Below are 14,122 nucleotides of genomic sequence, written 5' to 3'. Positions count from 1 at the left end.
GCCCTGAACAATACCCTGCAGGACGTTATGACCCGGTACAGAAGGATGCAGGGATATAACGCCCTATGGATGCCGGGAACTGATCATGCTGGAATCGCCACTCAGAATGTAGTTGAGCAGGAGCTTGCGAAAGAAGGTATTACCAGGCATGATTTAGGGAGAGAAAAGTTCATAGAGCGGGTGTGGGAATGGAAGGAGAAGTATGGCGGGGTTATTATAAACCAGCTCAAGCGGCTTGGATGTTCCTGTGACTGGTCCAGAGAATGTTTTACAATGGATAAGAGATTATCCAGGGCCGTCAGAGAGGTCTTCGTTCGCCTCTATAATGACGGACTTATCTATCAGGGCGATTATATTGTCAATTGGTGCCCTCGCTGTCATACAGCCATATCAGACCTTGAAGTGGAATATGTGGAGAAAGAGGGATTCCTCTGGCATCTCAGGTACCCTTATGGAGAAGGCGGCGGTGAGATTGTAGTGGCTACCACTCGTCCTGAGACGATGCTGGGGGATACGGCTGTTGCCGTTAACCCGGAGGACGGCAGGTATAAAGATAAGATCGGGAGCAAAGTAATCTTGCCCCTTGTCAACAGGATAATACCCATCATCGCCGATAATCATGTAAGTATGGAGTTCGGTTCAGGGGCGGTAAAAGTTACACCGTCCTCTGATCCAAACGACTTTGCCATTGCAGAGCGGCATCAATTAGAAATCGTCAAAATTATGGATGGCAGCGCGGTCATCAATGAAAATGGCGGCGTCTATCAAGGTCAGGATCGCTACGAGTGCAGGGAAAATATTATCAGGGATCTCGAAAAGGGAGGCTATCTTGCAGGAAGGGAAGCCTATGTGCACAATGTCGGACAATGTTACCGGTGTAAAACAGACATTGAGCCCATGATTTCCAGGCAGTGGTTTGTGAAGATCAAACCCCTGGCAAAGGTTGCGACTGCCGCAGTGGTTAAAGGAAAAACGAAAATTGTGCCGGTCATGTGGGAAAGCACTTATTTCGAATGGATGAATAATATCAGGGACTGGTGTATTTCGAGGCAAATCTGGTGGGGTCACAGAATACCCGTATGGCATTGCGGTACGTGCGGAAAAGAAATCGTCTGCACAATAGATCCCGATGCATGTCCCGACTGCAGCGGGACAACACTGAAGCAGGAAGAAGATGTTCTTGATACGTGGTTCAGCTCTGCTCTCTGGCCATTTTCAACCCTCGGATGGCCGGATAATACGGAGGCGTTAAAGACGTTTTATCCCACATCGCTTCTGATTACAGGGTTTGATATCCTTTTCTTCTGGGTAGCAAGAATGATGATGATGGGTCTCTACGTTATGAAGGACGTCCCTTTTAGAGATGTCTATCTCCATGCCCTCGTACGAGACGAAATGGGAGAAAAGATGAGTAAATCCAAAGGGAATATCATCGATCCTCTCGAGATGATTGATAAATTCGGCGCCGATGCCTTCAGGTTTACTCTGGCAGCCCTAACGGCCCAGGGCAGGGATATCAGGATGTCCGAGGAGCGGGTTGCAGGTAATAAACATTTCGTCAACAAGATATGGAATGCAACCCGGTTTTCCCTCATGAATCTGGAAGATTATTCGCCTTCCGGCGTTCATATCGAAAAGAGCGATGAATCCCTTCCCGATAGATGGATTAACCATAAGCTGAACATGACTGTAGCGGAAGTCATCAGCTCTCTGGATGAATATCGGTTTAATGATGCTGCATCAAGTATTTATCAGTTTATCTGGCATGAGTTCTGTGACTGGTACCTTGAATTGGTTAAACCAACGCTTTATGGGAAAGGAGACCCCGCAAAGAGGCGTGCGGCACAACATACCCTCCTTTCAGTCATGAAGTCCTCACTCAAATTGCTCCACCCCTTCATGCCTTTCGTAACGGAAGAGATATGGGAGACCCTGGTGGGTGACGGGAGTTCTATTATGGTCAGCGAATTTCCCTCACCGGATGATACCTGTCAGGACATTGTAGCGGAAAAACAGATGGGTATTATTATGGATGTAATTACGTCTATCAGGAACATCAGGGGTGAGATGAATATAGCGCCATCAAAAAAATTACGGGTTATGATTTCTCCTCCGGATGAGGAGTCCAGTGCAATCATTGGAATTGGGGATGGTTACATTAGGAATCTGGCCAATCTCGATGCATTGACCATAAGTAGTGATGAAAAAGAACCGAAAAACGCCGCCACGGGAGTTGCCGGTTCACTACGGATATATGTATTGCTGGAAGGTGTAGTGGACATTGCCGGGGAGAAGGCGAGACTCGAAAAAGAAATGGCCAAGGTGAGTAAAGATCTGATGATAATTTCAAAAAAGCTTGCCAATCGCGATTTCATGGCGAAGGCCTCACAAACAGTTATTGAAAGAGAAGAAGAAAAATTCAGGGAAGTTAAAGGAAAGTATGTTGTTCTGGAAACAGCCCTGAAAAGACTTCAGGAAATGGGTTAAAAGAATCTCCATTAATAGTAAGTCTTCCGTGTTCATGTTTCGACACCTCAATAACCTCTAAGTGCCTTTATTATCATGTTGCAAAAGCATATCATACGCGGGTTAATCCGGTTGGCCCTTGAAGAAGATATCGGCACAGGTGATGTTACGACAGCCGCAGTGCTGACCGGTGCAGAGGCCGGCAAGGCGAAGGCTATCGCCAAGGCTGATATTGTTGTAGCCGGCATCGATGTCTTTAAAGAGGCCTTTCTTTTCCTGGATAACAGCTTGCAATTTACCGGCTATTGTGAAGACGGGCATAAGGTGGAGAAGGGCGAAGTTCTGGCAGAGATATCCGGACTTCTTGGCAGCATCCTGACGGCTGAGAGGGTGGCGCTTAATTTATTTCAGAGGATGTGCGGCATTGCGACGTTTACGAGACGATATGTTGATGAGGTTAAAGGAACACGGGCAAAAATTCTCGATACAAGAAAAACGGCGCCGGGTCTCAGATACTTCGATAAGTATGCCGTGAGAATTGGCGGCGGTTTCAACCATCGCTTTGGCCTGTATGACGGTGTTTTGATCAAAGACAACCATATTGCGGCGGCAGGCGGTATCTCCCAGGCACTCGACAGGGTTCGCGGCCGCTTCCCCCATACCCTGAAAGTGGAAATTGAAGTCAAAAATCTTCAAGAAGTTGAGGAAGCCCTTATTTCCGGTGCGGATGTAATAATGTTAGACAATATGACTATCGAAGATATGAGAAAGGCAGTTGCATCCGTCAACGGAAAGGTGTCTCTTGAGGCCTCCGGCAATGTTACTCTCGCGAATGTGAGACAGATTGCCGAAACGGGAGTTGATTTCATTTCCGTGGGTGCTCTTACCCATTCAGTGCCGGCATCCGATATATCCCTGATGATCGAATAACGTTATCAGTAATCTAATCAATACAATGGATTTCAATGAACAATCCCTGGCTGTCCGTCTTTCAGAGAAGCGGATAGGAAATTGTATCCACTTCTTTAAGGAAGTAGATTCAACCAACGACGTCGCTTTCAAACTTGCCCTCGGTGGTGTTCCTGAGGGAACTGTCGTCATCGCAGACTGTCAGACCAGGGGAAAAGGCCGTCTGAAACGGCAATGGCAATCTCCTCCCGGTTGTAATCTGTATACTTCCATCGTGTTGAGGCCTAAGATTGATCCCATTTTTGCCCCCCAGATTACGCTTATGACCGGTGTTGCCGTTGCCGATCTTTTATCCGGGTACTGTTCGGGAGATGTAACGCTCAAATGGCCGAATGATGTTCAGATCAGGGGCAAAAAGGTGTGTGGCATCCTGACAGAGATGCGGGCTTCTGCAACTGAAGGAGTGGCCTTCGTTGTCGTAGGCGTCGGCATTAATGTTAACATAGAACGGGTTGATTTTGACGAGTCATTTCGTGATATCGCCACGTCACTTACGGATGAGGCGGGGGTGAAAATTTCTCGACTTGATTTAACGGTAAAATTATTCGATAATTTTGAAAATCACTATACCCGGCTTCTCAATGAAGGGTTTGGTTCCATTAAAGATATGTGGCTTAACTACTCAGATATGGTCGGGAGGTGCATTAAGGTGGTATTTAACGATGATGTAAAGGCAGGAGAGGTTCAAGGTATTGATGATTTTGGGGCTCTCATTATTTCAGATGAAAATGATGTAATCAGAAGGGTCATCGCCGGAGATGCCACAATTATGAAGGGATAAGATATGCTTTTAGTTATCGACGTTGGAAATACCAATACGGTCCTTGGTTTGTATGACGGGGACGAACTGGTTCACGACTGGAGGATCAGGACTGTTGTTGATCATACTGTTGATGAGTACGGTATGTTGATTTTCAATCTCTATAAAAACAGCAGGATTCAACCGCGGGTCATCAAGGATATCATTATTTCATGCGTTGCCCCTACAATGCTCAACATTCTTGAACCTCTCTGTAAAAAATATTTCAATATCACGCCTCTCATTGTCGGGCCAGGCATTAAAACCGGGATGCCGATCCTGTATGATAACCCGAGAGAAGTGGGAGCGGACCGGATTGTCAATGCCGTTGCGGCATACGAAAAGTACGGGGGGGATGTTATAATTGTTGATTTCGGCACCGCTACTACCTTTGATTATGTATCGAAAAAAGGGGAATACATGGGCGGATGCATATCACCGGGCATCATGATAGCGAGTGAAGCCCTCTTCAGCAAAGCGGCGAAACTCCCGAGGGTAGAACTCAGCAGGCCGAAATCCGTTATCGGTAAGGATACGGTGAGCAGTATGCAGGCAGGCATATTGTTCGGTTATGCAAGTCTCGTGGACGGTCTTGTTGATCGTATTAAATCGGAAGTCAAGTCGAACCCGAGGGTTATAGCAACCGGGGGACTTGCGAAAGTCATCGCAGCAGAAACAAAAAGCATTGATATTGTCGATGAAATGCTCACTTTGGAAGGGCTCCGAATTCTCTATAATCGAAATTGTGTAATATAGAATTCTATCATGATCTGATCAGGTTATTCAACAACACATGACCTCCGTTATGTTGATAAATTAATTCCCCGCAGGAGAAAACAGTACTATGTTGAACGTGGGTTTCACAGGTGGAATTGCCTCAGGAAAATCAACTGTAGCGAAAATGTTTCTGGAGAAGGGCGCTTATCTGATTGACTTCGATAAGCTGGCCCATTTCGTGGAGGAACCCGATCAACAGGCATGGAAGGCTATTGTTGATTTTTTTGGATCGGATATACTGAATGAAGACCGGACAATCAACAGGGTAAAGCTTGGGTTGCTTGTCTTTACAGACAGGGAAAAGCTCTCCAAACTCAACAGCATTGTTCACCCCGCTGTTTTCGATGAATGGAGGCGGCGAAGTGAAGACATCCGGGAAAGAAATCCTCAGGCCATTGTTATATCCGATGTTCCCCTGCTTATCGAAGTGGGGATGCAGAATATGTTCGATGTAGTTGTTTTAGTACATGCCTCTCCGGAGGATCAGATTCAGCGGCTGATGGAGAGAAATGGATTAAGCAGGGAAGATGCAGTAAGGAGACTTTCCTCACAGATGCCCATCGATGAAAAGAGGGCATATGCCGATCTAGTTATCGATAATCATGACTCCTTAGAGGCGACCCGCAGAATCGTCAATGATGTATGGAAAGATCTCATGGAAAGGGAGAAGAAAATTCGTCTTCAATTGTAATGTTTGCATGTATTTTGAATTGGGACACATATAACCCATGTGGGAACTTGTCACTATCTTCTTTTCTTCTTTTGTCATTGCCTTTTCCGGTGCGATGATGCCGGGGCCGCTGCTTACCGCTACGATCAGTGAAAGCTCGCAAAGAGGCTTTCTCGCGGGGCCTTTGCTTATTGTCGGTCACGGTATCCTGGAACTCCTGTTGCTGGCTGCACTGGTGTTAGGGTTGGCTCCATTTCTGCAACGCGATGCAGTTTTTGTTGTTGTGGCTATTTTGGGGGGAGTTATATTGATCTGGATGGCGGTGGGAATGTTCCGTGCCCTTCCTACCTTAAGCCTTTCGATGAAGACGGAAGAGACGAAGCGTGGTTCTCTCGTAATAGACGGCGTTCTTTTCAGCATCGCGAATCCATACTGGTTCATCTGGTGGGCTACAATCGGATTCGGGTATGTCCTGTATAGCTGGCGGTATGGTATGGCAGGCATCGCTTTTTTCTTTACGGGACACATTCTCGCCGATTTCGTTTGGTATTCCGCTGTCTCCGCGGCCGTGGGGAAGGGAAGGAGTCTTTTTACTGATCGTTTCTATAGAGGACTCATTGGAAGCTGTGCGGTTGTGCTGATTCTTTTTGCATGCTATTTTTTCTTCGCCGGTGTACAAAAAATAATTACCTGAGAAGCTATAAACTCCTAACCTCCGCGGGGATATGTTTCATTCTTGGTGGCGCCACCATCTTAAATAAAGGAGAAAACCCATAATGACAAATAAGACCAAGAAATCGGATCTCGACGGGCTGACTTTGTTAGGTCGTGACTCCAAACCGACAAAAAAATTAGAAACCTTCCCGAACCGCCATCCGGAGAGGGATTATGTTGTAACACTCAAGACAGAAGAGTTTACCTGTGTCTGTCCTGCTACGGGGCAACCCGATTTTGCAAAGTTAACGATTCAGTACGTCCCGGATAAGAAGATTGTCGAATCTAAATCTCTGAAGCTGTATCTGTGGTCTTATCGTGATGAGGGTGTCTTTCATGAGCACGTGACCAATGTAATTCTTGATGATCTTGTTTCCGTACTGAAGCCCCGGTGGTGCAAGGTAACGGCGGATTTCGCGGTTCGCGGGGGGATTTCCATTACCGTCGAGGCAGAGTATAAGAAGTGACATCGCCGAGATAAAGGATCAGCGGCGGCTGTAATCCGTCCTCATCGACATATATCTGCATTCATGTCCTTGAATTATCATATTCAGGCATCAAAATTTCTTTGACCCTGCCTACTATGCCGCTTTGCAGGCGCACCTTGATGCCGTGGGGGTGACTGGCTGATTTCGTGAGAATATCCTTGACGATACCTTCAGACAGTTTACCGCTGAATTGATCCTGCTTCTGGACGACCTTCACATGCACTCCGGGTTTAATGTTTGATCGGTTATTTCCATTCATGAGCATGCCCTATGACATATAATCAGGTTAATTAAGGAGGACACTTGTCCTCCTTTTTTGACAAGAATCTGCTGCTGTACAATAAAAGTATAAGAAGAACGGCCTTGTGTGTCAATGAAAGAATGAAAACATTGCTTTCTCCATTGACTGAGTGTATAAGGAATATACTGGTGAGTCAACAGACCTGTCCTATGCCCCCTAAATATCCGGGGGGTGTCCCACATTTCCCAATGTAATTGACTTAAGCAATTTGAATCCCTTTTTACAAAAAGGGACTGGAAAGAGATCAACATCATTAAGTCAATGATATTGAAAATATAATAGTATTTATAAACACCTAAAGGATAAGAATAGCAATGACATTTAAAGAATTACACATAGACAAAAGGATTTTAAAGGCAATAACTGAAATGGGATTTGAAACACCGATGCCTGTTCAAGAAGAGGTTATCCCTTTTCTATTGCAAGAGACAAGGGACTTAGTCGCGTTGGCTCATACGGGAACAGGTAAGACAGCAGCGTTCGGGATACCCATTATTCAAAAGGTTGATCAATTCTCATCAAAAACACAAGCCTTAATACTTGCCCCCACAAGGGAGCTTTGTTTGCAGATCACCGACGATTTAAACCGTTTGGCGAAACACATGGGCGGTTTACATATTGTGCCTATCTATGGAGGTGCAAGTATTTTGACGCAGATACGGCAGATTTCTTCAGGCGCTCAGATCATTGTGGCCACGCCCGGCAGAATGCTTGATATGCTGAAGCGGAGAAAAGTGGATGTGTCTGCCATCAGTTGGCTGGTGCTGGATGAAGCAGATGAAATGCTGAACATGGGATTTAAGGAAGATTTGAACGCGATATTGTCCGGGACTCCCGACAATAAAAGAGTTTTGTTGTTTTCAGCGACAATGGCTAAGGAAATTGAAGGTATAGCGCAGAGCTATATGAATAAGCCCGTTGCTATTACGATTGGTTTAAAAAATACGGGGGCTGAAAATGTTCACCATCAGTACTATGTCGTACATGCCAAGGACAGATATATCGCATTAAAAAGGATTGCTGATTATTATCCTGATATTTATTCGATTATTTTCTGCAGAACAAAAATAGAAACACAGGAAATTGCCGATTCGCTTATAAAAGACGGTTATAATGCGGACGCATTGCACGGAGATCTTTCTCAGCCGCAGAGGGATAGCGTCATGAACCGTTTTAGAAGCAGAAATCTTCAAATGCTTGTGGCAACCGATGTTGCTGCAAGAGGAATTGATGTTGTGGATTTAACGCATATTATCAATTATAACCTCCCGGACGATCCTGAATATTATACCCACCGCAGTGGACGTACAGGGAGAGCCGGTAAGTCAGGTATTTCCATTGTTATTGTTAATTTAAAAGAAATTTTTAAAATTAAACAGATAGAAAAACAGATACGAAAGAAATTTGAGCTGGTTAAAATACCTACGGGAAGTGAAGTTTGCGAAAAACAACTGTATCATCTCGTCGATAAAGTAAAGAACACAGAGATTCAGCATCAGGAAATCGGTGATTTTTTACCTGCTGTCTATGAGAAACTAAAAGGAATCAGCAAGGAAGAAATCATTCAGCGATTTGTCTCTGCTGAGTTTAACCGCTTTTTAAGCTATTACCGAAATGCTCCGGACATCAACGTTGACTTAAAAAAAAGAGAAGGGAGCTCAGGTCCCGTGCGTCTCTTTGTGAATATCGGGCAGATGGAAAGATTCACTCCAAAAAGTCTTAAAATATACCTCGTAGAAACGGCAAAAGTGGCGAATCTCCGTATTATCAATGTTGATGTCATGAAAAGTTGTTCTTTCTTTGAAACAGATTCGGGGCAGGCAGAGCCTCTTATCGCTGCATTCAATAAAATAAAATTCAAAAACCGCCGGGTGCAGATCGAGTATGCCGGCAGAAGAAGCAGTAAAGAAAAGGGAAACAAAGGGTATTCAAAATCCAGAGATTTCTCTTCCTCAAAGAAAAGAGCAAGGAGATATTAATCCGCGATCATTTTCATATCTCCCGCCCGGCCCCTCACACACCATGCCAGCCTTTACGGGGTTCTTTTCGGTTGCTTGTCCTTCTTCTTTTTTGTATCTTGCTTCTGTTTATCGTCGTGCTGCTTCTTGAGCTTTTCCTTGTCCTTCTTACCGCCCTTGTCTCCCATGATGTACCTCCCTCTTTGCTAAAACCCCGGAAATCCGGGGACTTCTCATAATCATTACACAACACCCATCTAATGTAAATATCCAATTTCTTACGAAAAATCGATCATTTTTTTCTTGGCAGGATTTCGATCCAATAGTCATCCGGATCGTTGATAAAGTAGATTCCCATGTCCTTGTTTTCGTAGTAGATACAGCCCATCTCTTCATGGAGGGCATGGGCGCCCGCAAAATCATCAACCGTGAAGGCCAGGTGAAATTCGTTATCACCGAGATTGTAAGGCTCCTGCCTGTCTTTGAGCCAGGTCAACTCAAGCTGGTGCGGTGTCTGACCGTCGCCGAGAAAGACGAGAATGAAACTCCCGTCCGGCGCTTCACGCCTTCTCACTTCGGTCAGTTGCAGCGACTCCCGGTAAAAGGAGAGGCTTTTCTCCAAATTGAGTACATTGAAATTATTGTGCGCGAAAGTGAATTGCATAGACTTGATTCCTTTTTTGAGATGCCCCGCTCTCTCGTCTTGTAATGAGAGGCAAATTTGAGGCGATAATCCTAATCTATAGTGCCTCCCGAATTGCCTTTATAAGTGTTAGAATCAGGATGCTTTTTTTAGTCGTTCCGCAACCCATACTTTAATGATGGACTGCCGCGGTACCCCCAGGCGTTTTGCCTCTTTGTCCAACTGGTGAATCATCCATAGAGGGAAATCCACATTCACTCTTTTCTGTTCCTGTTCAGGCCTTCGGGCTTTCGAAACATCAAGATATTTTGTAATATCCTCACCTTCATCAAATTTTTTATCGAATTCCTTAGCCTTCATATATATCAATCTCCTCTTTTCTAGACCGTCGAACCGAAATTATCCTTACGCTTTCGTTTCGGTACGTTATAACACCTGACCAATGTTTATCTTCTATCTTTCCGACAACCAGAAATCTTGGTTCATCAATCGTTATGGCAGGAATTATAATGTAATCGGAATCATCCCACAGCGCCTGTGCGTCGAGAAAGTCGATCCCATGCTTCTTTTTATTATTGTCGCTATTTTCGGAATCAAACTCAAAACTCATGGTATATATATTATACCTTTTACATACCAACAGCAAATATTATTTTGATTATAACGGGAAGCTGACCGGCGGTGGCGCGTGCTTGCTGCTGCATAGCATGCAGGCACGTGACAACGCAGGTCGAGCGTTTTGTTAGGCGGGCCGCTGTTAGCGGTCCGCCGCTAAACGCGAGACAGAGTGTAGCCGGTCAGCTTCCCGTAAGGCGGGCGAGCGACCGAGCGAATCAGTCCGGCACAGCCGGACAGCGAGGAAGCGAGAGCGTGGAGATGCGCCATTAATATTTGTTTTATTATAATTTATCATGGCGCAGCTCAAGCGGCCCGCCTTACAATTAATATACGTACTACGCTTTTCCTGATTATCCGTGAAAAACCATATGTTGAATTGTGGTAATATATATAAATATCAAGAGGTTTTGTCAAATATTTATTATAATATTCCGTAATTTATGTTTATTATCATAAAATGCATAGTACGTATAATACGGGTATTTGTACAAGTTTCGAGGTAACATTTAGTATGCTACCGTTTTGGCCGGGTGAGTTTATAGTCGTGCCGGGGATTGTTTGGATCGACGTTCGGATCATAACCGGTATCGTTGGTATAGATATATTCGCCGCTCAAATTGACCCACAGGAGGCCTTATAAGTGTTAGCTCATTATTCATAATGGGTCCACATCCTGATAATTTTTACGATTCTCTCTTTTTCCATAACTTGATATACTATTCGATGTTGAATGTTGATTCTTCGAGAATATGCACCTGACAGGTCACCGATTAATTTTTCATAAGGGGGTATGGTCTGGAAAGGATTTTCAGATAATATTTGGATTATTTCTAAAGCCTTCTCGCGCAGGCCGGCAGCGGATACTTTTTTTGCGTCCCTTTGCGCCTGTTTTGTATACACAATTTGCCATCTCACCAGTCGATTTCCTTTTCACATTCACTGACTGGTGTACGTAAACCCTCAACTATCGATTCCCGTATTCCCGGGATTGACAATAAATGCAAAGTTTCCTGGATGGAACGCCAATCTTCTTCGGAAACAAGCACCGCATTTCCCCGTTTGCCCGTGATCAGAATCGGTTGATGAGAGGCGGATGTTTCATCAATGAGTCTATACAATTTAGCTCTGGCTTCGCTTGCTGTTAATACCGGCATTAATGTTCTCCCTTATTATTTTTTCACCGAGATGGTACGCTATATCGTACGTATTTGTCAAGATTTTTTTATCCAGCGATTTACAACTAATGATTAGGTTTGCCTTCTTTATTAAGGGCTAACGTAAAGATCATTGGTGATGGGAACTGCCGGTGGATTTATAGGATAGGTGACCTAATATTTTTCTGCAAGCAATCGTTTCTTAAGAGTATATTTTTGTGGCCAAAATGGGCAGTTTAAGGCCCAATATAGACCGTTATTTAATCCTATTCTTTATGATACCTATTACTTATCTTGGTCCGACCCCCTTGCCACCACTCCACCCAACGACCGCAGTCACCATCCACGAGGTACGAGCGGTCTGACGCACTGTGAGGTTGGCAGTTGAACTACTCATGATAGATCAATCTTTTCAGAAGGATATCTTCAACATTCTGCCTTGCATCCAAAACAGATAAAACATAAACTTTCATCTCTGATATCCTGTATATAATTCTCCATGGTGGGACGATCAATTCACGATATATCAGGATGTCTTGATCTTGAAGTTCAGGTACTGTGCGGCCTCTTTCGGGAAGCGTATAAAGACTGGAAGCTTTTTGTTTTATCTTTTTTAATGTGCTTAATGCATTGGCGGGACTGTCTGTTGAAATATATTCAATAATCTTTTCTAAATCATTTTCCGCAACACCAGCCCAAATAATGTCATACTTTCGGCTCATTTAAGCTTCTCTTTCAGCGAGACTTCAATATTTTTGAAAACATTCTCCTGAGATTTTACCCTCCCGTTCCTTATACCCCCTTCACCCTGCGAGATAAGCTTTAGTATGCCAATTGCGTTACGCATGTTTTCATAGCTTTTAGGATCTTGAAGCACCGCTCTCGGTTCCCCATTTTGTGTTATGATGACGGGGCGGCGGGTTTCGTTGATTTGCTTAAGCAGATCGGCCGCTTTTGCCTTAAGGTAAGTAACTGGCTTTATATCTGTTGAAATATTCATTTCATATCACCTCCGGTCTTTTTATGGTACTAAATAAAGACCGAATGTCAAGGTTTATTTCGAGTCCTGCCAACACAATGATCACCGGCGCAATGAACGCGTCCGGTGGATTTATAGGATAGGTGACCTTATTATTTTCTGCAAGCAATCGTTTTTTAGAAGTATATTTTTTTTATGGCTAAAATGGGCAGTTTAAGGCTCAATAGTGGCCGTTTTTAACCCTATTCTTTATGATACCTACTACTTGTCTTGGTCCGACCCCATTTATTTCTACGACATGGATGTGGTAAGTTCTTATAAAATCTGCATGTCCAAACCATCCCAGGCAGTGGGAGAGGTAATTCTAAAATTCAATTTTTGTCCTTTGCCGTTCTCACAGCTGACTTCAATTTCTGCATCATACTCACCGGGTGACAAATATGCTTGGTTATTGCCTAAACTACCGGACAGAGCAAAAGGCACTGCAATCCAACAACCACTTAAGCCCTGACCTTGCTGCGTAAAAAGAACATCCAATCTGATCAACTCTGGTCCCAGGTCTATAGGCTGTGCTCCGGTCGTGCGAGCTGTGTAATCAACGTCCGCCCAATGCAGGGCATATTGATCTTCAATATTTGTAGATTGGACTGGTCTTTTAGTGATCTTGAGGTTCGCAACGCACCTCTTTGCGGTTTGATTACGCTTGTTATATACGTGCAAAGTGGCAAACTTTCTTACCCAACCTGTGTCTCGAAATTGAAACGTTCTTAAGTCCCTGGTTTTCTCAAATGTGACTTCCAATCTCGGTTTTTTGTAAAACGCGATCAGATCCTTTATCAATAGCCAAAAGAACGATGCCAAACCAGCTAATCCGCCTACTTTGAAAATTACGTCCATGAGTTTGCTCCAATCAATCATAGCAGTCACACATTACTGGCTTGCATTCATTATTCGCAATTAATATACGTACTACTCTTTTCCTGATTATATGTGAAAAACCATATGTTAAAGTGCGGTAATATATATAAATAACAAGAGGTATTGTCAAATATTTATTATTGTATTCCGTGCTTTATGTTTATTCTACGTGTGTATGCCGTATATTATAGGATTTTGTGTGAGGGTAATACATAGTATTGTGAATGGCTTAAATTTGTTAACATGTCCGGCATGTCATTTTGTGAACACATTCGCTATGCTCAGTATAGGCTCCGTGAAGCTATGCCATGAGATTGCTGCGGAACTGAAGCTCCTCGCAATGACATAGTGGCAATTTGGCACAATGCGTAGGCGGGCTAGGAATGTCCTGCCTATCACCGTGCCGAATGGTCTTTATCTACCGACAGACCGGTATTTTAACTTTTTAAACCCGTCAATCAGCAGTTAGATTTCTTTTCTATAGACTTCTCTCCGGTGACCAATTCTGAGAATAATGACATCATATTCTAGTGTTTACTTGCAATAATAACCGTTATGATGTATTGTCATGGGCAAGGAGGAAGAGCCATGCCCAAGAAAGCCATTATACCGAAATGTACGGAAGAAGACAGGGCTGTTTTGCAACAATGGGCAAACAGCCGTACCCT

At 44.0% G+C, this 14,122-nt stretch carries 18 protein-coding genes; 9 read left to right on the top strand and 9 right to left on the bottom strand.

Translation table 11 applies throughout. The features are described 5' to 3' along the window. The 7 genes from NTW12_07610 to queF all read left to right on the top strand — a co-directional run. Positions 1-2,487, top strand: a 2,487-nt coding sequence (locus NTW12_07610; GenBank protein ID MCX5846209.1) for a valine--tRNA ligase, incomplete at its 5' end; no start/stop codon positions are given. Positions 2,488-2,562: 75 nt separating this feature from the next. Further along, positions 2,563-3,396, top strand: coding sequence for a carboxylating nicotinate-nucleotide diphosphorylase (gene nadC / locus NTW12_07605; protein ID MCX5846208.1), 834 nt, complete (start codon positions 2,563-2,565; stop codon positions 3,394-3,396). Positions 3,397-3,421: 25 nt separating this feature from the next. Continuing rightward, positions 3,422-4,216 (top strand): biotin--[acetyl-CoA-carboxylase] ligase, encoded by a 795-nt coding sequence (locus NTW12_07600; GenBank protein MCX5846207.1) that lies wholly within the window; start codon positions 3,422-3,424, stop codon positions 4,214-4,216. A 3-nt stretch (positions 4,217-4,219) separates the two neighbouring features. Beyond that, positions 4,220-4,990, top strand: a complete 771-nt coding sequence (locus NTW12_07595; GenBank protein MCX5846206.1) for a type III pantothenate kinase — start codon at positions 4,220-4,222, stop codon at positions 4,988-4,990. A gap of 88 nt (positions 4,991-5,078) precedes the next feature. Next, positions 5,079-5,702, top strand: a complete 624-nt coding sequence (gene coaE, locus NTW12_07590; GenBank protein ID MCX5846205.1) for a dephospho-CoA kinase — start codon at positions 5,079-5,081, stop codon at positions 5,700-5,702. Between the two features lie 37 nt (positions 5,703-5,739). After that, a complete protein-coding gene (locus NTW12_07585; protein MCX5846204.1) occupies positions 5,740-6,375 on the top strand; it encodes a LysE family transporter in 636 nt (211 codons plus the stop codon). 82 nt (positions 6,376-6,457) lie between these two features. Then, positions 6,458-6,862, top strand: a complete 405-nt coding sequence (queF, locus tag NTW12_07580; protein MCX5846203.1) for a preQ(1) synthase — start codon at positions 6,458-6,460, stop codon at positions 6,860-6,862. Positions 6,863-6,923: 61 nt separating this feature from the next. Here queF and NTW12_07575 read toward each other — a convergent pair whose 3' ends face one another. Next, positions 6,924-7,142: a YwbE family protein gene (locus tag NTW12_07575; GenBank protein ID MCX5846202.1), complete on the bottom strand. Its 219-nt coding sequence runs from the start codon at positions 7,140-7,142 to the stop codon at positions 6,924-6,926. Positions 7,143-7,498: 356 nt separating this feature from the next. Between NTW12_07575 and NTW12_07570 the strand changes: the two genes are divergently transcribed. After that, a complete protein-coding gene (locus NTW12_07570; protein ID MCX5846201.1) occupies positions 7,499-9,163 on the top strand; it encodes a DEAD/DEAH box helicase in 1,665 nt (554 codons plus the stop codon). A 271-nt stretch (positions 9,164-9,434) separates the two neighbouring features. On the opposite strand, the gene NTW12_07565 is transcribed toward NTW12_07570, so the two are convergent. From NTW12_07565 to NTW12_07555, 3 genes are all read right to left on the bottom strand, one after another. Further along, positions 9,435-9,806, bottom strand: a complete 372-nt coding sequence (locus tag NTW12_07565) for a VOC family protein (GenBank protein ID MCX5846200.1) — start codon at positions 9,804-9,806, stop codon at positions 9,435-9,437. 114 nt (positions 9,807-9,920) lie between these two features. Continuing rightward, a complete protein-coding gene (locus NTW12_07560; protein ID MCX5846199.1) occupies positions 9,921-10,145 on the bottom strand; it encodes a CopG family antitoxin in 225 nt (74 codons plus the stop codon). Further along, on the bottom strand, positions 10,135-10,395 hold the full coding sequence (locus NTW12_07555) for a BrnT family toxin (protein ID MCX5846198.1): 261 nt from the start codon (positions 10,393-10,395) through the stop codon (positions 10,135-10,137). Before NTW12_07555 ends, NTW12_07560 begins: the two co-directional genes overlap by 11 nt. 519 nt (positions 10,396-10,914) lie before the next feature. Between NTW12_07555 and NTW12_07550 the strand changes: the two genes are divergently transcribed. Further along, complete coding sequence (locus NTW12_07550; GenBank protein MCX5846197.1) at positions 10,915-11,043, top strand: hypothetical protein; 129 nt, start codon at positions 10,915-10,917, stop codon at positions 11,041-11,043. 11 nt (positions 11,044-11,054) lie between these two features. Here the strand turns inward: NTW12_07550 and NTW12_07545 are convergent, their stop codons facing one another. From NTW12_07545 to NTW12_07525, 5 genes are all read right to left on the bottom strand, one after another. Further along, entirely contained in the window at positions 11,055-11,318 is a 264-nt protein-coding gene (locus tag NTW12_07545) for a Txe/YoeB family addiction module toxin (protein ID MCX5846196.1), read from the bottom strand. Beyond that, positions 11,315-11,557: a type II toxin-antitoxin system Phd/YefM family antitoxin gene (locus NTW12_07540; GenBank protein ID MCX5846195.1), complete on the bottom strand. Its 243-nt coding sequence runs from the start codon at positions 11,555-11,557 to the stop codon at positions 11,315-11,317. Before NTW12_07540 ends, NTW12_07545 begins: the two co-directional genes overlap by 4 nt. Before the next feature lie 389 nt (positions 11,558-11,946). Then, complete coding sequence (locus tag NTW12_07535; GenBank protein ID MCX5846194.1) at positions 11,947-12,279, bottom strand: type II toxin-antitoxin system RelE/ParE family toxin; 333 nt, start codon at positions 12,277-12,279, stop codon at positions 11,947-11,949. Then, complete coding sequence (locus NTW12_07530; GenBank protein ID MCX5846193.1) at positions 12,276-12,557, bottom strand: type II toxin-antitoxin system Phd/YefM family antitoxin; 282 nt, start codon at positions 12,555-12,557, stop codon at positions 12,276-12,278. Before NTW12_07530 ends, NTW12_07535 begins: the two co-directional genes overlap by 4 nt. Before the next feature lie 294 nt (positions 12,558-12,851). Next, entirely contained in the window at positions 12,852-13,433 is a 582-nt protein-coding gene (locus NTW12_07525; GenBank protein ID MCX5846192.1) for a hypothetical protein, read from the bottom strand. Positions 13,434-14,122: the final 689 nt, after the last annotated feature.

The sequence above is a fragment of the Deltaproteobacteria bacterium genome, from assembly GCA_026388545.1.
GTDB lineage: Bacteria > Desulfobacterota > Syntrophia > Syntrophales > UBA2185 > JAPLJS01.
Note: the sequence above shows the minus strand (reverse complement) of the source record. Positions and strands in the feature narration are given on the sequence as shown.